Origin of the sequence: Stenotrophomonas sp. HMWF023 (genome assembly GCF_003060985.1) — a bacterium.
GTDB classification, from domain to species: Bacteria; Pseudomonadota; Gammaproteobacteria; order Xanthomonadales; family Xanthomonadaceae; genus Stenotrophomonas; species Stenotrophomonas lactitubi.
This window is the reverse complement of the sequence record NZ_QAIJ01000355.1, coordinates 1-17,522: the sequence shown is the minus strand read 5'-3', so window position 1 is coordinate 17,522 and position 17,522 is coordinate 1. Positions and strand designations below refer to the sequence as shown.

The window sequence follows — 17,522 nt, the reverse complement described above, 5'->3', positions numbered from 1 at the left end:
GACAAGCTGGCCGCCCGCGAGATCGCCAGCGCCCCCTCGGCCGGCGCGCCGAGCAGCCCGCCGGTGCAGTTCAACGCCGATGGCGTGCTGCCGGCCAAGGTGCCCTACGCATCGCCGGTGGTGCGCGTGTTCGCCCGTGAGCTGGGTGTCGACCTGCTGCAGGTCAGCGGCAGCGAGAAGGGCGGTCGCATCACCAAGGCCGACGTGCAGAAATTCGTCAAGGCCGCGCTCAGCGGCGGCGCTCCGGCGGCTGCCGGTGGCACCGTGGCCGCCGGCGGTGGCCTCAACCTGCTGCCGTGGCCGAAGGTCGATTTCAGCAAGTTCGGCGACGTTGAAGTGCAGCCGCTGTCGCGCATCAAGAAGATCTCCGGTGCGAACCTGGCCCGCAACTGGGCGATGATTCCGCACGTCACCCAGTTCGAGCAGGCCGACATCACCGACCTGGAAGGCCTGCGCGTGGCGCTGAACAAGGAGAACGAGAAGGCCGGCATCAAGCTGACCATGCTCGCCTTCCTGATCAAGGCCAGCGCTGCGGCGCTGAAGCAGTTCCCGGAGTTCAACGCTTCGCTGGATGCCAGCGGCGAGAACCTGACCCTGAAGAAGTACTTCAACATCGGTTTCGCGGCCGATACCCCGAACGGCCTGGTCGTTCCGGTCATCCGCGATGTCGACAAGAAGGGCGTGGTGCAGATCGCGCAGGAAACCGGCGAGCTGGCCAAGAAGGCGCGCGACGGCAAGCTGGGCCCGGCCGACATGAGCGGCGGCTGCTTCTCGATCAGCTCGCTGGGCGGCATCGGCGGCACCGCGTTCACCCCGATCGTCAATGCACCGGAAGTGGCCATCCTCGGCGTCTCCAAGTCGTCCATCCAGCCGGTCTGGAACGGCAAGGAATTCGCACCGAAGCTGATGCTGCCGCTGTCGCTGAGCTACGACCACCGCGTCATCGATGGCGCCCTGGCCGCACGCTTCACCACGTACCTCTCGCAGGTGCTGGCCGACATGCGCCGCGTGCTGCTGTAAGGCACCGCTTCGCCCCCACCGTGCGGCCGCTGCCCCTGGCGCGGCCGCCTGTCGAAACGCAGTGACAGCCCGCCGGCCACGCCGGTCGGGCACGAGGAAAACCCACCATGGCCACGATTGAAATCAAGGTTCCCGACATCGGCGATTACAGCGATGTACCGGTGATCGAAGTGCTGGTCGCCGTTGGCGATACGGTGAAGAAAGACCAGGGTCTGGTGACCCTGGAGTCGGACAAGGCCACCCTGGAAGTGCCGTCCTCGGCTGCCGGCGTGGTCAAGGAAATCAAGGTCAAGCTGGGAGACACCCTGTCCGAAGGCGCGGTCGTCGTGCTGCTGGAGTCCGAGGACGCCGCTGAAGCGCCGGCCAAGGCTGCTGCGCCGGCCCCGGCTGCAGCCGCTCCGGCCAGCAAGCCGCCGGTGACCCCGTCGCACCGCGCCCCGGCCGAGCCGGCAGCACCGAAGCCGGCACTGGCCAGTGGCAAGGCCGCCGACATCGAATGCGAAATGGTCGTGCTGGGCTCGGGCCCGGGCGGCTACACCGCCGCCTTCCGCGCCGCCGACGTCGGCCTGGATACGGTGCTGGTCGAGCGCTATGCCAGCCTCGGCGGCGTCTGCCTCAACGTGGGCTGCATTCCGTCCAAGGCACTGCTGCATGCCGCTGCGGTGATCGACGAAGTCGCCCACGCCGGTGATTTCGGCGTCGAGTTCGGCAAGCCGACCATCACCCTGGACAAGCTGCGCCAGTACAAGGAAAAGGTCGTCAACCAGCTGACCAAGGGCCTGGCCGGCATGGCCAAGCAGCGCAAGGTCCGCAACGTGCAGGGCGTGGGCAGATTCGTGTCGGCCAACGAACTGCTGATCACGGCTGAAGACGGCAGCACCCAGCTGCTGCGCTTCCAGAAGTGCATCATCGCCGCCGGTTCGCAGGCGGTGAAGCTGCCGAACTTCCCGTGGGACGACAAGCGCGTGATGGACTCCACCGACGCTCTGGAACTGGCTGAAGTGCCGGGTTCGCTGCTGGTCGTCGGTGGCGGCATCATCGGTCTGGAAATGGCCACCGTGTATGGCGCACTGGGCAGCAAGGTCACCGTGGTCGAGTTCATGGACCAGCTGATGCCGGGCGCCGACAAGGACCTGGTCAAGCCGCTGGCCGACCGCCTGAAGAAGCAGGGCATCGAGGTTCACCTGAAGACCAAGGCCTCCGGCGTGACCGCCGATGCCAAGGGCATCACCGTGACCTTCGAAGCCGCCGAGGAAGGGCAGACGCCGGCATTGGCGCAGGGCACCTTTGATCGCGTGCTGGTGGCTGTGGGCCGCTCGCCGAACGGCAAGAAGATCGACGCGGACAAGGCCGGCGTGCAGGTCACCGACCGCGGCTTCATTCCGGTCGACCGGCAGATGCGCACCAACGTGCCGCACATCTTTGCCATCGGCGATATCGTCGGCAACCCGATGCTGGCCCACAAGGCCACGCATGAGGGCAAGCTGGCGGCCGAAGTGGCTGCCGGCCACAAGAAGGAATGGGTGGCGCGTGTGATTCCGTCGGTGGCCTACACCAACCCGGAAATCGCCTGGGTCGGCGTGACCGAGACCGAAGCCAAGGCCAAGGGCCTGAAGGTCGGCGTGGCCAAGTTCCCGTGGGCCGCCAGCGGCCGTGCGATCGGCATCGGTCGTACCGAGGGCTTCACCAAGCTGATCTTCGACGAGGACAGCCATCGCATCATCGGTGGCGCCATCGTCGGCGTCCATGCTGGTGATCTGCTGGCCGAGATCGGCCTGGCGATCGAGATGGGTGCAGAGGCCGAGGACATCGGCCACACCATCCATGCGCACCCGACGCTGAGCGAATCGGTGGCGATGGCCTCGGAAATCTACGACGGCACGATCACCGATCTGTACATGCCGAAGAAGAAGTAAGCACTCGCATTCGCGAGTCGAAAAGCCCCGGTCTCTGCCGGGGTTTTTTGTTTCTTCGCTCGCGGTTATTGCGAGCGGTGGGGCCGCTGCACGGGCGGCAGGCGTTTCGACGGTGTCCCCCGTCGCCCGCCTGCGGCGGTCGCCTCCTCCTTTACTTTGTCGAAACGCCTGCCGCCCGCGCAGAGGCTCGGCTTGCGGACGGCAGAGCAGCCACCGCAGAGGCTGCCTGGATGCCTGACACGCGGAGGGAGAGGGGGCTGGGTGCGAAGTAAAGGAGGAGGTGACGGCCGCAGGCCGGCGCCGGGGGACATTCGCACGCAGCCCCCTCTCCCTCCAGCGCTCGACCATCCTGCTCTTGCCCCTGCACGGAACAACAGCACAAAAAACGCGGCCCCCGATGTTCCGGAGGCCGCGCCAGGAGAGAGCGTTGTGGAAGAGGCGTAGGGCTTAGAAGGTGACGCTGATACCGGCCACCGGGCCCTTGAATTCCTGCTTCAGGCCGATGGTGCCGTCGCTGCCCTTCTTGTCCGCATCCAGCTTGAACCAGTCGTAGCCGGCGAACACGCCGAAGTTCTGGGTGAAGCGGTAATCGACGATCGCGTTGGCGCGGCTGAGGTCACCCTTGTAGTCGTCGAAGCTGCCCCAGCGCGTGTTGAGGTACTGGCCCTGCAGCGTGATCATCCACTTTTCGGACGGGGTGAAGCTCAGGCGTGCACCGACCACCGGCGCAACACCGTCGGTCTTCTCGTCCAGGAACTGGCCTTCGTACACCGTGCCCAGGTCGGCGTAGCCCTTGGTGCTGACCTTGGCGTATTCGGCACCCAGCTGCAGGCCGAGGTCGAACTTCTCGGTGTCCACCACCGAGTAGTCATACACCAGGCTGGCCACCTGGTACTTCAGCTCGGCCTTGACGAAGCTGTCGGCCGGCACGTTGACGTTGCCGAAGGAAATATCCTGGCCGAGCGTCTCGCGGCGGTCCTTGTCGTACTTGAAGTAGTTGAACAGCAGGCGCTGGCGGTTGCTGATGCGGAACATGCCGTCGATACGCGGCTCCCATTCCTTGCCGCCCAGCTTGAAGTCCTCGGAGAAACCGACGTCCTGGCCGGCGACGTTGGTATTGCCACGCAGGGTGTTGTCCGAGTCGATGTTCATCGCACCCAGGCGCAGGGCGAAGCGGTCATCGCCTTCGGCGGCATGGGCGGCGGAGGCGAACGACGCGCCGGCGGCGAGAAGCGAGAGGGCGAGCAGGGTGGGAACGGAGCGCATCGAAAGAGTCCTTGCAGTGGTTCATCGGAATGAAGGCCACTTTGCCGGACGTCGCTGTCCACCATCCGTGAACGTATGGTCCACGCGGTGTGGACGGTTCAGCGCTGTCGCTGCCGTGCGAAAAAGATGGCCCCGGAGCGGCGCTTCGGGGCCATCATGGGGACCTGCAGGCGAAGCGTCGACGAGGTAGCTGCAGGCAGGTCGCAGGATCGGACCATCGCCGTCGGCGGAAAGTTCCATCGCCTGCGACCAAAGTTCAATACGCTGCGCCGCAACATTGCGCAGATGTCATTGTCCCCGTGGTGGGCTGCAAATCCGCAGCCCTTACCGCAACTTGCGCTGTTCCGATATGAACAGGGACCGGTTGTCTCGCAAATTGTCCCATTGCTATAATTTGGCGGCTCGATGAGGCCCCCCTGCTGTAGTCGCCTCAGCCATCCACTTGTAACCACGCGGGACGTCCTGTGCTGAACTCCGTAGAAACGGGTCGGCGACTGATGCTGCGCGCCGCGGTCTACCCGCTGGCCGCAGTGGCTGTCCTGGCTCTGGCCTTCCTGCTGGTAGGGCCGAAGTATGCCCTTGGTGCCCTGGCATCCGGCGTGGCGGTTTCGGCCGGTGGTTGGGTGGCGGCAAGGATGGCATTGGGTGGTGGTGCGCTGGGGGCCGGTTCGGCCATGGCGCGCCTGATCGTTGCGATCGTGGCCAAGTGGGCGCTCGTTTTTGGTGTCCTGATGGTGGGGTTCCTGGTCTTCAAGCTGCCTGCGTTGGCGCTGTTGGCCGGTATCGCCGTCGGGCTGATGTTCCAGGTCCTGGCCATGGCCAGGCGCTAATCGAATTCATTTAACTTAAGGTTCCGGACACATGGCAGGCGAGGCGCTTACACCCACCTCCTACATCCAGCATCACCTGCACAATCTGACGGCAGGTCATGGCTCTCCGTGGGCAATCCACGTGGACACGCTGGTGACCTCGCTGCTGATGGGCCTGGTGATGGTCGTCGCCTTCTGGCTCGGCACCCGCAAGGCCACCTCCGGCGTGCCGGGCAAGTGGCAGGCGTTCGTCGAGATCTGCCTGGAGTTCGTTGACCGCCAGGCCAAGGACACCTACCACGGCACCAGCAAGCTGGTGACCCCGATCGCGATCACGATCTTCTTCTGGATCCTCCTGATGAACCTCATCAAGATGATCCCGGCCGACTTCATCGCCAAGCCGCTCGAACTGATGGGCGTGCCGTACTGGAAGCCGGTCCCCACCGCTGACGTCAATGCCACCCTGGGCATGTCGATCAGCGTGTTCTTCCTGATGCTGTTCTTCGCGCTGCGCGCCAAGGGCTTTGGCGGTTTCGCCAAGGAATTCCTGACCGCACCGTTTGGCAAGTGGATGATGCCGTTCAACCTGATCCTGAACATCGTCGAGTGGCTGAGCAAGCCGATCTCGCTGGCGATGCGACTGTTCGGCAACATGTTCGGCGGTGAAATCGTGTTCCTGCTGATCTGGGTGCTGGGCGGTGCAGGTATCGCCGGCATGTTTGCAGGCGCGTTCGCCGGCTTCGGCTGGATGCTGTTCCACCTTCTGGTGATTCCGCTGCAGGCCTTCATCTTCATGATGCTGTCCATCGTGTACCTGAGCCTGTCGGAAGACGCTCACTGAGTTTCGCTTCACCCTTCATCCGTTTGTTTCTAAACCCTTAGCAATCAAGTTCCTGGAGAAAACCATGTACTTCGCCGTCCTGACCAATCTCGCCCAAGTTCAGAGCTCCACCGTCCTCGCCGTCGGCATCATGATCGGCCTGGCCGCGCTGGGCGCCGGTCTGGGTCTGGCCATCATGGCCGGTAAGTTCCTGGAGTCGGCCGCGCGCCAGCCGGAACTGATCCCGGTCCTGCAGGTCCGCATGTTCATCACCGCCGGCCTGATCGACGCCGCCTTCATCATCTCGGTCGCCGTGGGCCTGCTGTTCGCCTTCGCCAACCCGATGGTCGGCGAGTTCGTCTCGCGTCTGCCGGCAATCGCTGGCTGATCCAGCGAAAGCGAAACGACCGGGCGCCGCAGGCGCCTGGTCGCGGATGAAGGTTCGGATGCGCCGCCCGTGTGGCGGCGCCTCCATCCCGTCACAACCGACTGAGCGAACCCCATGGATATCGGTTTTACCCTCATCGCCCAGGCCCTGGCCTTTGCCGCCCTGATCTGGCTCATCGCGACCAAGATCTGGCCGCCGCTGATGAACGCGATCGAAGAGCGCCAGCAGAAGATCGCTGAAGGCCTCGCTGCTGCCGACCGCAGCCAGAAAGATCTGGCCCAGGCGCAGGACAAGGTCAATGAAGCGCTGAAGGAAGCCCGCACCAAGGCCAACGAGATCATCGATCAGGCCCATGCGCGTGCCAACCAGATCGTCGACGCGGCCCGCAACGAAGCTGTTGCCGAAGCCACCCGTCAGAAGGACCTGGCCCAGGCTGAAATCGACGCCGCCGCCAACCGTGCCCGTGAAGATCTGCGCAAGCAGGTGTCCGCGCTGGCCGTGACCGGTGCCGAAAAGCTGCTCAAGCGCGAAATCGACGCCAACGCCCACAAGGCGCTGCTCGACGAGCTGGCCTCGGAGATTTAAGGATGAGCCAGGCCCTCACGCTTGCCCGCCCGTACGCCCGCGCCGCCTTCGCGACCGCGCGTGACGAAGGCGCGTTCGCGCCGTGGTCGGACGCTTTGGCGTTCTCTGCCCACGTCGCCGCCGACCCGCGCGTGGCGGCCCTGCTCGCCAACCCGGAGCTGGGTCGCGACGACGCCGTCGCCCTGCTGGCGCCGGAGTCCCGCGGCGAGACCTACTCGCGCTTCCTGGCTGTGCTTGCCGAATCGCATCGTCTGCCGCTGCTGCCGGAAATCGCTGGCATGTTCGACGCGCTGCGCGCCGAGGCCGAGCACGTGGTCAAGGCCACGGTGACCTCCGCGGCCGAGCTGTCGGTTGCCGAGCTGGACGCGATCAAGGCCGCGCTGCGCAAGCGCTTCAACCGCGAGGTCGATGTGACCACCGCGGTCGACGCCTCGCTGATCGGCGGCGCTGTGATCGACGCCGGCGACGTGGTCATCGATGGTTCGCTGAAGGGCAAGCTGGCCCGTCTGCAGACCGCGCTCGCTAACTGAATTCATTTAACGTCCGGCCCCGCTGCCGGCACTAGGACTTGACGATGGCAACCACGCTCAACCCCTCCGAAATCAGCGAACTGATCAAGAACCGCATCGAGAAGGTCAAGCTGGCCGCGGAATCGCGCAACGAAGGCACCGTGACCAGCGTGTCCGACGGCATCGTGCGCATCTTCGGTCTGGCCGACGTGATGCAGGGCGAAATGATCGAACTGCCGAACAACACCTTCGCCCTGGCCCTGAACCTGGAGCGCGACTCGGTCGGCGCCGTGGTCCTGGGTGGCTACGAGAAAGTGCGCGAAGGTGACGTCGCCAAGACCACCGGCCGCATCCTGGAAGTGCCGGTCGGTCCGGAACTGCTGGGCCGCGTCGTCAACGCACTCGGCGAGCCGATCGATGGCAAGGGCCCGCTGGGCACCGACCTGACCGCTCCGGTGGAGCGCGTTGCTCCGGGCGTGATCTGGCGCAAGTCGGTCGACCAGCCGGTGCAGACCGGTTACAAGTCGGTCGACTCGATGATCCCGATCGGCCGTGGCCAGCGCGAGCTGGTCATCGGTGACCGCCAGACCGGCAAGACCGCGCTGGCCATCGATGCGGTGATCAACCAGAAGGGCACCGGCATCAAGTGCGTGTACGTAGCGATCGGCCAGAAGGCCTCGACCGTTGCCAACATCGTGCGCAAGCTGGAAGAGAACGGCGCCCTGGCGCACACCATCGTGGTGGCTGCCACCGCGTCCGAATCGGCCGCGATGCAGTACATCAGCGCCTACTCGGGCTGCACCATGGGTGAGTACTTCATGGACCGCGGCGAAGACGCGCTGATCGTGTACGACGATCTGTCCAAGCAGGCCGTGGCCTACCGCCAGATCTCGCTGCTGCTGAAGCGCCCGCCGGGCCGTGAAGCCTACCCGGGTGACGTGTTCTACCTGCACTCCCGTCTGCTCGAGCGCGCTGCCCGCGTGTCCGAGGAATATGTCGAGAAGTTCACCGAAGGCAAGGTCACCGGCAAGACCGGTTCGCTGACCGCGCTGCCGATCATCGAAACCCAGGCCGGCGACGTCTCCGCGTTCGTTCCGACCAACGTGATCTCGATCACCGACGGCCAGATCTTCCTGGAAACCGATCTGTTCAACGCCGGCATCCGTCCGGCCGTGAACGCTGGTATCTCGGTGTCGCGCGTCGGTGGTTCGGCACAGACCAAGATCATCAAGAAGCTGTCCGGCGGCATCCGTATCTCGCTGGCCCAGTACCGCGAGCTGGCTGCGTTCGCGCAGTTCGCTTCGGATCTGGACGAAGCCACCCGCAAGCAGCTGGAGCGCGGTCAGCGCGTCACCGAGCTGATGAAGCAGAAGCAGTACGCACCGATGTCGATCGCCAACCAGGCGCTGTCGATCTACGCCGTCAACGAGGGTTACCTCGACGACGTGCCGGTCAGCAAGCTGCTGGCGTTCGAAGAAGGCCTGCACGCGCACTTCGCCAACACCCAGGGCGAGCTGATCGGCAAGGTCAACGCCACCGGCGGTTGGGACAACGACATCGAAGGTGCCTTCAAGAAGGGCATCGTCGAGTTCAAGACCACCGGCAGCTGGTAATCGAGGTCCTGTAGAGCGGAGCGATGCTCCGCTGGACCAGACGATCAAACGGTTGAACAACGCGGGGCCCAGGCCCCGCGCCACGGGAATAAAAGATGGCAAGCGGACGCGAAATCAAAACCAAGATCAAGAGCGTGCAGAACACCCGCAAGGTGACGCGCGCCCTGGAAATGGTCTCGGCCTCCAAGATCCGCAAGGCGCAGGATCGGATGAAGACCTCGCGTCCGTACGCGCAGGCGATGAAGCAGGTGATCGGCCACCTGGCGCAGGCCAGCACCGACTACCAGCATCCGTTCCTGGTCGAGCGTGAGCAGGTCAAGCGGGTCGGTTTCATCGTGATCTCCTCCGATCGCGGTCTGGCCGGCGGCCTCAACAACAACCTGTTCCGCAAGATGCTTGGCGAAGCCAAGGCCTGGCAGGACAAGGGCGCCGAAGTGGACCTGGTGACCATCGGCCAGAAGGCGTCGACCTTCTTCCGCCGGGTCAAGGTGAACATGGTCGGCACGGTGACCCACATCGGCGACACGCCGAAGCTGGAATCGCTGATCGGTGTGATCAAGGTCATGCTCGACGCCTTCACCGAAGGCAAGGTCGACCGCGTGTATCTGGTCTACAACCGCTTCGTCAACACGATGGTGCAGAAGGCCAGCTTCGATCAGCTGCTGCCGCTGCCGGCCGCCGAGAAGCAGGTTGCGCACCACGACTGGGACTACCTGTACGAACCCGATGCCGCGACCGTGCTCGAGCACGTGATGACGCGTTACATCGAGTCGCTGGTGTACCAGGCGCTGCTGGAAAACGTCGCTTCCGAGCATGCCGCGCGCATGGTGGCGATGAAGTCGGCCAGTGACAACGCCAACAAGCTGATCGGAACCCTGCAGCTGGTCTACAACAAGGCCCGCCAGGCAGCGATCACCCAGGAAATCTCCGAAATCGTCGGCGGCGCGGCAGCAGTCTGACCGCGTTCGTTAAAAGCACACATTTAGAGGATGCAGCAATGAGTCAGGGCAAGATCGTTCAGATCATCGGCGCCGTCGTCGACGTCGAATTCCCCCGCGAGTCGGTGCCGAAGGTGTACCACGCGCTGAAGGTGGACAACACCGAAATCACCCTGGAAGTGCAGCAGCAGCTCGGTGACGGCGTGGTCCGCTGCATCGCGCTGGGCTCCACCGATGGCCTGAAGCGCAACCTGGTGGCCACCAACACCGAGCGCGGCATTTCCGTGCCGGTCGGCGCTGGCACCCTGGGCCGCATCATGGACGTGCTCGGCCGTCCGATCGACGAAGCCGGCCCGGTCGCCGCCAGCGACACCTGGGAAATCCACCGTGCTGCTCCGTCGTACGAAGACCAGTCCCCGGCCACCGAGCTGCTGGAAACCGGCATCAAGGTCATCGACCTGATGTGCCCGTTCGCCAAGGGCGGCAAGGTCGGCCTGTTCGGCGGCGCCGGCGTCGGCAAGACCGTCAACATGATGGAACTGATCAACAACATCGCCAAGGCGCACAGCGGTCTGTCCGTGTTCGCCGGCGTGGGTGAGCGTACCCGTGAGGGCAACGACTTCTACCACGAGATGAAGGACTCCAACGTCCTGGACAAGGTTGCGATGGTGTACGGCCAGATGAACGAGCCGCCGGGCAACCGTCTGCGCGTCGCCCTGACCGGCCTGACCATGGCCGAGTACTTCCGCGACGAGAAGGATGAGAACGGCAAGGGCAAGGACGTGCTGCTGTTCGTCGACAACATCTACCGCTACACCCTGGCCGGTACCGAAGTGTCGGCACTGCTGGGTCGTATGCCGTCGGCAGTGGGTTACCAGCCGACCCTGGCCGAGGAAATGGGCGTCCTGCAGGAGCGCATCACCTCGACCAAGAATGGTTCGATCACCTCGATCCAGGCCGTCTACGTGCCGGCCGATGACTTGACCGATCCGTCGCCGGCGACCACCTTCGCCCACCTGGACTCGACCGTGACCCTGTCGCGTTCGATCGCTTCGCTGGGTATCTACCCGGCGGTCGATCCGCTGGATTCCACCAGCCGCCAGATGGACCCGCTGGTCATCGGCCACGAGCACTACGACACCGCCCAGCGCGTCCAGCAGACCTTGCAGAAGTACAAGGAACTGAAGGACATCATCGCCATCCTGGGCATGGACGAACTGTCCGAAGAAGACAAGCAGGCCGTGTCGCGCGCCCGCAAGATCGAGCGCTTCTTCAGCCAGCCGTTCCACGTGGCCGAAGTGTTCACCGGCTCGCCGGGCAAGTACGTGTCGCTGAAGGACACCATCCGTGGCTTCAAGGCCATCGTCGATGGCGAGTACGACCACCTGCCGGAGCAGGCGTTCTACATGGTCGGCAGCATCGAAGAAGCGGTCGAGAAGGCCAAGAAGATGGCCGAGAAGGCCTGATGCGGCAGGGACGGGCACACGCCCGTCCCGACCGTGACACGGGGTGGGCCTGCGCCCACCGCTGCGGAATCCCTGCGGTGGGTTCGACCCGCCCCCTAGCGAAGAGAGTTACATGAGCACCATCCGTTGCGACATCGTCAGCGCCGAGCAGGAAATCTTCCGTGGCGAAGCGACCCTGGTCGTGGCCACCGGTGAGCTGGGCGAGCTGGGCATCGCGCCCAAGCACGCACCGCTGATCACCCGCCTGAAGCCGGGCAAGGTGGTAGTGACCACGCCGAGCGGCGAGCAGCTGGATTTCGCCATTTCCGGCGGCATCCTGGAAGTGCAGCCGCAGGTGGTGACCGTGCTGGCCGACACCGCGATCCGCGCACAGGACATCGACGAAGCCTCGGTCCGCAAGGCCAAGGAAGAAGCCGAGCGCATCCTGGCCAACCGCGGCGAAGCGATGGAAGTGGCCGAAGCCCAGCAGAAGCTGGCCGAAGCCGTTGTCCAGCTGCAGGCGCTGGAGCGCCTGCGCAAGACCCTCAAGCACTGAGGTCCAGCGCCATCAAGCAGGAACGCCGGCCACGTGCCGGCGTTTTTGTATGTGTCGACGACGCAGCGGAAACGCCGTTACCGGTACACGACGTGGCGCAGCAGCAGGAAAGACACCACCGCCAGGCCCGCTTCCACCAGCGGCTTTGCCAGCCAAGCGTACTGCAGGCCCAGCGCATGGTCGGCGGCGGCCACCAGCAGCGTGCTGGCCAGGGTCAGTAGCAACCACAGCGGCAGGAATCGTGCGAAGCGGCGCCACCCCAGGCGCTGCCCGTTGGCATCGGCGAAGGTGATGCGTCCATTGAGCCAGAAACCCAGCAGCATGCCGGCCACGCGTCCGCAGACGTTGCCGGGCGCAGCAGGCATGCCGGCTGCCGTCGCCAGTACGAACACCGCCCAGTCCAGCAGCAGCTGCAGCAGGCCGATGACGAGATAGGAACGGCCTTGGCGGAGCAGGCTCATGGTGCCGGGGTCATGGTGGGGGCTCCATGTTAACGGCCCCCGTTCTAGAATCACCGCCATCGAATCGTGGACCGCCCGCATGACCCAACCCCTGCACGTGATCATCCTCGCCGCTGGCGCCGGCAAGCGCATGAAATCGATGCTGCCCAAGGTGCTGCAGCCGATTGCCGGGCAGCCGATGCTGGCGCATGTGATCGCCACGGCGCGCGAACTGCAGCCGGCTGCCATCCACGTGGTGTACGGCCACGGCGGGGACCAGGTGCGGCGCTACTTCGCTGACCAGCCGGACCTGTTGTGGGCGGAACAAGCGCAGCAGCTGGGTACCGGTCATGCCGTTGCCCAGGCCATGCCGGAGGTGCCCGACGCCGCACAGGTGCTGGTGTTGTACGGCGATGTGCCGTTGATCCGTGCGCAGACCCTGCGCGACCTGCTGGCCCAGCCGGGCCGGCTGGCCGTGCTGGTTGCCGATGTCGAGGATCCCACCGGCTATGGTCGCGTGCTGCGCGATGCGGAAGGCAAGGTGGGGGCAATCGTCGAGCAGAAGGATGCCGATGACGAACAGCGCCGGGTGCGCATCATCAATACCGGCATCATCACTGCCGAGTCGACCGCGCTGCGCCGTTGGCTGTCGCAGCTGTCCAACAGCAACGCCCAGGGCGAGTACTACCTGACCGATGTGTTCGCCTTCGCCGCCCGTGAGTTCACTCCGGCGGAGATGGCCCTGGTGGCCGATGCGCAGGACGCGGAAGGCGCGAACGATCCCTGGCAGCTCTCGCAGCTGGAACGCGCCTGGCAGCGGCGCGCAGTGCGCGCGCTGTGCATCCAGGGCGCGCGCGTGCGGGATCCGGCGCGGGTGGATATCCGTGGAGAGGTGATCGTCGGCAGCGACGTGATGATCGATGTCGATGTGATCCTGGAAGGCAAGGTGGTGCTCGGTGATGGCGTGACCGTCGGACCGTTCACCCGGCTGAAGGACGTCACTCTCGGCGCGGGCACCGAAGTGCGTGCGCACTGCGATGTGGAAGGCGTGATCAGCGAGGGCGCGGCACAGATCGGTCCGTTCGCGCGCCTGCGCCCCGGTACCGTGCTGGCCGATGGCGTGCACGTGGGCAACTTCGTGGAAACCAAGAAGGTCACCCTGGGGGTGGGCAGCAAGGCCAACCATCTGACCTACCTGGGCGATGCGGTGATCGGCAGCAAGGTCAACATCGGCGCGGGCACCATCACCTGCAACTACGACGGTGTGAACAAGTCGACCACCACCATCGGCGACAACGCCTTCATCGGCTCCAACAGTTCGCTGGTGGCGCCGGTGCTGATCGGTGAAGGGGCGACGATCGCTGCAGGTTCGGTCATCACCCGCACTGCGCCGGACGGCAAGCTGACCGTGGCCCGTGCGCGCCAGGAAACGATCGATGGCTGGCAGCGACCCATCAAGAAGAGCTGAGCCGAGACCACCGCGCGTCGGCGAGCTCGACGCGCTGCCGCGCATCGAACAGCGTGCGGGGGAACTGCTGCGCGGGCACGAGGCGTATACGGTGTTCGCCGGTCATGGTCTGGATCTGCTCACGCTGCAGGCTGGACTGCAGCGCGACCAGCTGTGGGTCATCGACGGCGCCGATGGCAGCATCGCCGGCTACCTGCTGGGCGGTGCGCTCGATGGTGATTTCCACGTGCTGCAGATGGATGTGGATCCTCTCCACGCGCGGCGTGGCTACGGGCGAGCGCTGCTGCGCCATGCGCTGGCTGAGGCCAAGATACGTGGTTACGCTGCCGCAGTGCTGACCACGCTGTCCGATGTGCCGTGGAATGCGCCTTTCTATACCAGCGAAGGATTCAACGTGCTGCCGGAGGCAGGGTGGGGCGCGGGCCTGCACGTGGTGATGGCCGAGGAAGCGGGGCTGGGGTTCCCGATGCACCTGCGGGTGGCGATGCGGCGAGTGCTTTCTTCAAGGTGAATTCGAAAAGCAGAGCAAAAGCATCCACGCATGGCGTGGATCTACTGGCCTTTGACCTTCCTACCCCACCGGCAACAGGATCGACACACACAGCCCGCCGTCGGTGCGGTTCTGCAGCGACACCCTGCCACCGTGCGCCTCGACGATCTCACGGGTGAGTGCTAGCCCCAGGCCGGTGCCATTGCGCTTGGTCGAATAGAACGGCATCAGCGCATTCTGCAGCACCTGCTCGTTCATGCCCTTGCCCCGGTCCAGCACATCCAGCCGCAACCACTGCGGCAGCCGGGTCAGCTGCACCTGCACGTCGTCGTTCGGCGGATCTGCTTCGGCGCAGGCCTCGTGCGCGTTCTTCAGCAGGTTGAGCAGGGCCTGGCCGAACTGGGCGATGTCGATGCGGCTGCTAAGTTCTTCGTCGAGTTCACGTTCCATCGTGAACGGAATCTGCTGGCACAGGCTGGACAGGAACGGCGCCCACTGCACGGTCTGCAGCTGCGGCTGTGGCAGCTTGGCGAAACGTGCGTAGCCGCGGATGAAGCCTTCCAGGTGGCGTGCGCGGTCTTCAATGGTGGTGAAGATCTCCGGCAGCCGGTCGAAGCGTTCGCGCTTGACCAGTTCGCCGCCGGAGTGTGCCAGCGATGCGATCGGCGCCAACGAGTTGTTGAGCTCGTGGCTGATCACCCGGATCACCTTCTTCCAGGTCTGCACTTCCTGCCGGCGCAGTTCGGCAGTGAGCTGGCGTACCAGCAGCAGGTCATGCGGACGGCCGTTGAGCTGGAACGCGCGGCGCGAGAGGTGATAGACCTGTTCGTCGTCCTCGTCCCCTTCCACGCCGTCTTCGTGTTCCGACTTCACCGCGAACAGACTGTCGCCGCCGCGGCCGATGGCATCGCGCAGTTCCACCGGCAGCTGTTCGAGCACGTCTTCCATGCGCTGGCCTTCCAGCTTCCAGCCGCTGTGCAGCAGCTTGCGCGCGGCCAGGTTGGAAAACACCACGCGGGAAATACCATCACCACCGGCGGCGATCAGCAGCATCGCCACCGGCGTGTTCTGCACCATGGTGTCCAGCAGCAGTTCGCGCTGCACCAGGCCCTGGCGCTGTGCACGCAGCACTTCGCCCAGCTCGCGGTGCGCCTGCACCAGGTCACCCAGTTCGTCATTGCCGGGCCAGTAGATGCCGAAGTTGTACTCACCGTCGCGGTAGCTGCTGGTGGTCCCGGACAGCGCCCGCATCAACGAGCGCACCGGTGCGGTGGCGCGGCGCAGCGTCCACCACATCAATGACAGCAGGATGATCGTGGAGACGGTGGTCACCACCCAGCCATGGTCCATCCAGTAGGCCAGCAGCCACGGCAGCGCAGCAGCCAGCGCCAGCACCGGCAGCAGGCGCAGGAACAGGCGGAAGGTGAAAGAGCGTCGTTTCATTCGCGCGGGATGCCGTGACGGTCCATGCGCCGGTACAGCGCCTGCCGGCTCAGTCCAAGCTCGTTGGCCGCTTGGGCGATGACCCCGTGGTTGCGCGCCAGCACTTCTTCGATGCGTGCGCGGTCGGGATCATTGCCGGCGCTTGGCGTCGGGCGCGGTGCCGCAGGCGCACGTGGCAGGTTGAGATCGGCCACGTCGATGCGGTTGCCGGTGGCCAGCAGTTCGGCACGCTGGATCACGTTGCGCAGCTCGCGCACGTTGCCCGGCCACAGGTGCCGCTGCAGCGCAGTGGCCGCCGTGCTGGACAGCGGCTTGCCGATGCTGAGGAAGTGCTCGGCCAACGGCACGATGTCGCCGGGGCGGTCGGCCAGCGGCGGCAGCGCCAGTTCCACCGTGTTGAGCCGGTAGTACAGGTCTTCGCGGAACGTACCTTCGCGGATCATCGCCGGCAGATCGGCATTGGTCGCACTGACCACGCGCACCTTGACCTGGCGTTCGCGGTTGGAGCCCAGGCGTTCGAAGCGCCCCGTCTCCAGCACGCGCAGCAGCTTCATCTGCCCACTCAGCGACAGGTTGCCGATCTCATCCAGGAACAGCGTGCCGCCGTCGGCCGCCTCGAACTTGCCTTCGCGCGCCTTGTTGGCGCCGGTATAGGCGCCGGCCTCGGCACCGAACAGTTCGGCCTCGATCAGTTCGGAGGGCAGGGCGCCACAGTTCACCGCCACGAACGGGCCCTTGGCCACCAGCGAATTGGCCTGGATGATCTGCGCGATCTTCTCCTTGCCCGCGCCATTGGGGCCGGTGATCAGCACCGGCAGCTCCGAGCGCGCGACCTGGCAGGCCAGGGCGATCACCCGCTCGCTGGCGGGGTCGGCGAATACCGCGCCACACAATGCGTATTTGTCTTCCAGCGCATGGCGCTGGCGTTGTTCGCGCTGGCGCCGCTGGTCCAGTTCGCGCCGCGCTTCAGACAGTTCCAGCAGGTTGTTGACCGTGGTCAGCAGCTTGCGGTCATCCCACGGCTTGGCCAGATAGTCGGCGGCACCAGCCTTGACCAGGTCCACCGCGCTGCTCAGGTGGGTCCACGCAGTCAGCAGGATCACCGGCAGATCGGGGTGGCGTTCGCGGATCTGTGCGAACAGCGCCTCGCCTTCCTCGCCAGAGGTGGTGTCCTCGCTGAAGTTCATGTCCTGGATCACCAGGTCGACCGCCTGTGACTCCAGCAGCGCCAGCCCTTCGGCCGGGCTCTGCGCCAGCAGGGTGTCGATGTCGTGCAGGGAGAACAGCACGTCCAGCGCGGTTCCCACGCTGGCGTTGTCGTCGATGATCAGGATCGCGGGCATTCGGCGGCTTCTGGGAGGGCAGGGAAGCGCCGGAAAGCGTCGGCGCCGCGCACGGAAAAGGGTGGATGACGCCGGAGCTTTCGGCGCCACCCACCAAGCATAGCCAAACCGATGGCGGCGCAGGAGCCGCCCGGCCTCAGCGCCTTGGCGGAGGCGGAGGCGGGGGAGCCGGCGGTGGTGGTGGTGGCGCCAGCGCGGGGCGCCACTGGGCCACGTTCACCGGCACGGTGAGCATCCGGCCATCGCGACGCAGCAGCAGGTAGACGGTGGCTGTCGACGCCGCCTGCACGGCGTCGGCGAGCTGCTCGATCTGCCGCACCGGCGAATCGTTCACGCGCAGGATGCGGTCGCCGCTGCGCACGCCGAAGCGGGCCTCCGGGCTGGCCGCATCCACCCGCACCACGCCTTCGGTCGAGCGCAGCGCCAGCCGCGCATCGTCCTGGCGCCACTCCAGCGTCTGCGAGCTGCTGCTG

18 protein-coding genes are annotated in these 17,522 nt (G+C 65.4%); 13 read left to right on the top strand and 5 right to left on the bottom strand.

Going from position 1 to position 17,522, the window contains the following annotated elements; genetic code table 11:
• On the top strand, positions 1-1,020 hold a 1,020-nt coding region (locus DBR20_RS23685; RefSeq protein ID WP_258223469.1), incomplete at its 5' end, for a dihydrolipoyllysine-residue acetyltransferase.
• A gap of 107 nt (positions 1,021-1,127) precedes the next feature.
• On the top strand, positions 1,128-2,936 hold the full coding sequence (gene lpdA, locus DBR20_RS21535; protein WP_108268353.1) for a dihydrolipoyl dehydrogenase: 1,809 nt from the start codon (positions 1,128-1,130) through the stop codon (positions 2,934-2,936).
• Positions 2,937-3,383: 447 nt separating this feature from the next.
• Here the strand turns inward: lpdA and DBR20_RS21530 are convergent, their stop codons facing one another.
• The gene (locus DBR20_RS21530; RefSeq protein WP_108268351.1) at positions 3,384-4,202 is read right to left on the bottom strand and encodes a hypothetical protein; all 819 of its coding nucleotides are present in this window, start codon (positions 4,200-4,202) and stop codon (positions 3,384-3,386) included.
• A gap of 497 nt (positions 4,203-4,699) precedes the next feature.
• Here DBR20_RS21530 and DBR20_RS21525 point away from each other — a divergent pair, with 497 nt between their 5' ends.
• The 9 genes from DBR20_RS21525 (at position 4,700) to DBR20_RS21485 (ending at position 11,865) form a co-directional block, all read left to right on the top strand.
• Positions 4,700-5,032 (top strand): hypothetical protein, encoded by a 333-nt coding sequence (locus DBR20_RS21525; protein ID WP_032952006.1) that lies wholly within the window; start codon positions 4,700-4,702, stop codon positions 5,030-5,032.
• A 31-nt stretch (positions 5,033-5,063) separates the two neighbouring features.
• The gene (gene atpB, locus DBR20_RS21520) at positions 5,064-5,852 is read left to right on the top strand and encodes a F0F1 ATP synthase subunit A (protein ID WP_089237055.1); all 789 of its coding nucleotides are present in this window, start codon (positions 5,064-5,066) and stop codon (positions 5,850-5,852) included.
• Positions 5,853-5,916: 64 nt separating this feature from the next.
• Positions 5,917-6,219, top strand: a complete 303-nt coding sequence (gene atpE, locus DBR20_RS21515; protein ID WP_089237053.1) for a F0F1 ATP synthase subunit C — start codon at positions 5,917-5,919, stop codon at positions 6,217-6,219.
• A 114-nt stretch (positions 6,220-6,333) separates the two neighbouring features.
• Entirely contained in the window at positions 6,334-6,804 is a 471-nt protein-coding gene (locus DBR20_RS21510; protein WP_025877365.1) for a F0F1 ATP synthase subunit B, read from the top strand.
• Positions 6,805-6,806: 2 nt separating this feature from the next.
• Entirely contained in the window at positions 6,807-7,334 is a 528-nt protein-coding gene (locus DBR20_RS21505) for a F0F1 ATP synthase subunit delta (RefSeq protein ID WP_108268349.1), read from the top strand.
• A gap of 44 nt (positions 7,335-7,378) precedes the next feature.
• A complete protein-coding gene (atpA, locus tag DBR20_RS21500; protein WP_089237049.1) occupies positions 7,379-8,926 on the top strand; it encodes a F0F1 ATP synthase subunit alpha in 1,548 nt (515 codons plus the stop codon).
• A 95-nt stretch (positions 8,927-9,021) separates the two neighbouring features.
• A complete protein-coding gene (gene atpG, locus DBR20_RS21495) occupies positions 9,022-9,885 on the top strand; it encodes a F0F1 ATP synthase subunit gamma (protein WP_089237047.1) in 864 nt (287 codons plus the stop codon).
• Between the two features lie 38 nt (positions 9,886-9,923).
• Entirely contained in the window at positions 9,924-11,330 is a 1,407-nt protein-coding gene (gene atpD, locus DBR20_RS21490) for a F0F1 ATP synthase subunit beta (RefSeq protein ID WP_089237045.1), read from the top strand.
• Between the two features lie 112 nt (positions 11,331-11,442).
• Positions 11,443-11,865: a F0F1 ATP synthase subunit epsilon gene (locus tag DBR20_RS21485; protein ID WP_025877355.1), complete on the top strand. Its 423-nt coding sequence runs from the start codon at positions 11,443-11,445 to the stop codon at positions 11,863-11,865.
• A 77-nt stretch (positions 11,866-11,942) separates the two neighbouring features.
• On the opposite strand, the gene DBR20_RS21480 is transcribed toward DBR20_RS21485, so the two are convergent.
• Positions 11,943-12,326, bottom strand: coding sequence for a GtrA family protein (locus DBR20_RS21480; RefSeq protein ID WP_108268347.1), 384 nt, complete (start codon positions 12,324-12,326; stop codon positions 11,943-11,945).
• 79 nt (positions 12,327-12,405) lie between these two features.
• Between DBR20_RS21480 and glmU the strand changes: the two genes are divergently transcribed.
• Together glmU and DBR20_RS21470 are read left to right on the top strand one after the other, a co-directional pair.
• Positions 12,406-13,773, top strand: a complete 1,368-nt coding sequence (glmU, locus tag DBR20_RS21475; protein WP_108268344.1) for a bifunctional UDP-N-acetylglucosamine diphosphorylase/glucosamine-1-phosphate N-acetyltransferase GlmU — start codon at positions 12,406-12,408, stop codon at positions 13,771-13,773.
• Positions 13,742-14,284, top strand: coding sequence for a GNAT family N-acetyltransferase (locus DBR20_RS21470; protein ID WP_108268342.1), 543 nt, complete (start codon positions 13,742-13,744; stop codon positions 14,282-14,284). Before glmU ends, DBR20_RS21470 begins: the two co-directional genes overlap by 32 nt.
• 60 nt (positions 14,285-14,344) lie before the next feature.
• Here DBR20_RS21470 and DBR20_RS21465 read toward each other — a convergent pair whose 3' ends face one another.
• The 3 genes from DBR20_RS21465 to DBR20_RS21455 form a co-directional block, all read right to left on the bottom strand.
• Positions 14,345-15,706, bottom strand: coding sequence for an ATP-binding protein (locus DBR20_RS21465; RefSeq protein ID WP_108268340.1), 1,362 nt, complete (start codon positions 15,704-15,706; stop codon positions 14,345-14,347).
• Positions 15,703-17,049: a sigma-54 dependent transcriptional regulator gene (locus tag DBR20_RS21460; RefSeq protein WP_108268338.1), complete on the bottom strand. Its 1,347-nt coding sequence runs from the start codon at positions 17,047-17,049 to the stop codon at positions 15,703-15,705. The genes DBR20_RS21465 and DBR20_RS21460 overlap by 4 nt, the downstream gene beginning before the upstream one ends.
• A 136-nt stretch (positions 17,050-17,185) precedes the next feature.
• Positions 17,186-17,522, bottom strand: a 337-nt coding sequence (locus DBR20_RS21455; protein ID WP_108268336.1) for a PDZ domain-containing protein, incomplete at its 5' end; no start/stop codon positions are given.

Bases quoted from the DNA above. Each gene is read 5' to 3' on its own strand.
- lpdA (WP_108268353.1), top strand. From the start codon at position 1,128: ATGGCCACGATTGAAATCAAGGTTCCCGACATCGGCGATTACAGCGAT.
- DBR20_RS21530 (WP_108268351.1), bottom strand. From the start codon at position 4,202: ATGCGCTCCGTTCCCACCCTGCTCGCCCTCTCGCTTCTCGCCGCCGGC.
- DBR20_RS21525 (WP_032952006.1), top strand. From the start codon at position 4,700: ATGCTGCGCGCCGCGGTCTACCCGCTGGCCGCAGTGGCTGTCCTGGCT.
- atpB (WP_089237055.1), top strand. From the start codon at position 5,064: ATGGCAGGCGAGGCGCTTACACCCACCTCCTACATCCAGCATCACCTG.
- atpE (WP_089237053.1), top strand. From the start codon at position 5,917: ATGTACTTCGCCGTCCTGACCAATCTCGCCCAAGTTCAGAGCTCCACC.
- DBR20_RS21510 (WP_025877365.1), top strand. From the start codon at position 6,334: ATGGATATCGGTTTTACCCTCATCGCCCAGGCCCTGGCCTTTGCCGCC.
- DBR20_RS21505 (WP_108268349.1), top strand. From the start codon at position 6,807: ATGAGCCAGGCCCTCACGCTTGCCCGCCCGTACGCCCGCGCCGCCTTC.
- atpA (WP_089237049.1), top strand. From the start codon at position 7,379: ATGGCAACCACGCTCAACCCCTCCGAAATCAGCGAACTGATCAAGAAC.
- atpG (WP_089237047.1), top strand. From the start codon at position 9,022: ATGGCAAGCGGACGCGAAATCAAAACCAAGATCAAGAGCGTGCAGAAC.
- atpD (WP_089237045.1), top strand. From the start codon at position 9,924: ATGAGTCAGGGCAAGATCGTTCAGATCATCGGCGCCGTCGTCGACGTC.
- DBR20_RS21485 (WP_025877355.1), top strand. From the start codon at position 11,443: ATGAGCACCATCCGTTGCGACATCGTCAGCGCCGAGCAGGAAATCTTC.
- DBR20_RS21480 (WP_108268347.1), bottom strand. From the start codon at position 12,326: ATGAGCCTGCTCCGCCAAGGCCGTTCCTATCTCGTCATCGGCCTGCTG.
- glmU (WP_108268344.1), top strand. From the start codon at position 12,406: ATGACCCAACCCCTGCACGTGATCATCCTCGCCGCTGGCGCCGGCAAG.
- DBR20_RS21470 (WP_108268342.1), top strand. From the start codon at position 13,742: ATGGCTGGCAGCGACCCATCAAGAAGAGCTGAGCCGAGACCACCGCGC.
- DBR20_RS21465 (WP_108268340.1), bottom strand. From the start codon at position 15,706: ATGAAACGACGCTCTTTCACCTTCCGCCTGTTCCTGCGCCTGCTGCCG.
- DBR20_RS21460 (WP_108268338.1), bottom strand. From the start codon at position 17,049: ATGCCCGCGATCCTGATCATCGACGACAACGCCAGCGTGGGAACCGCG.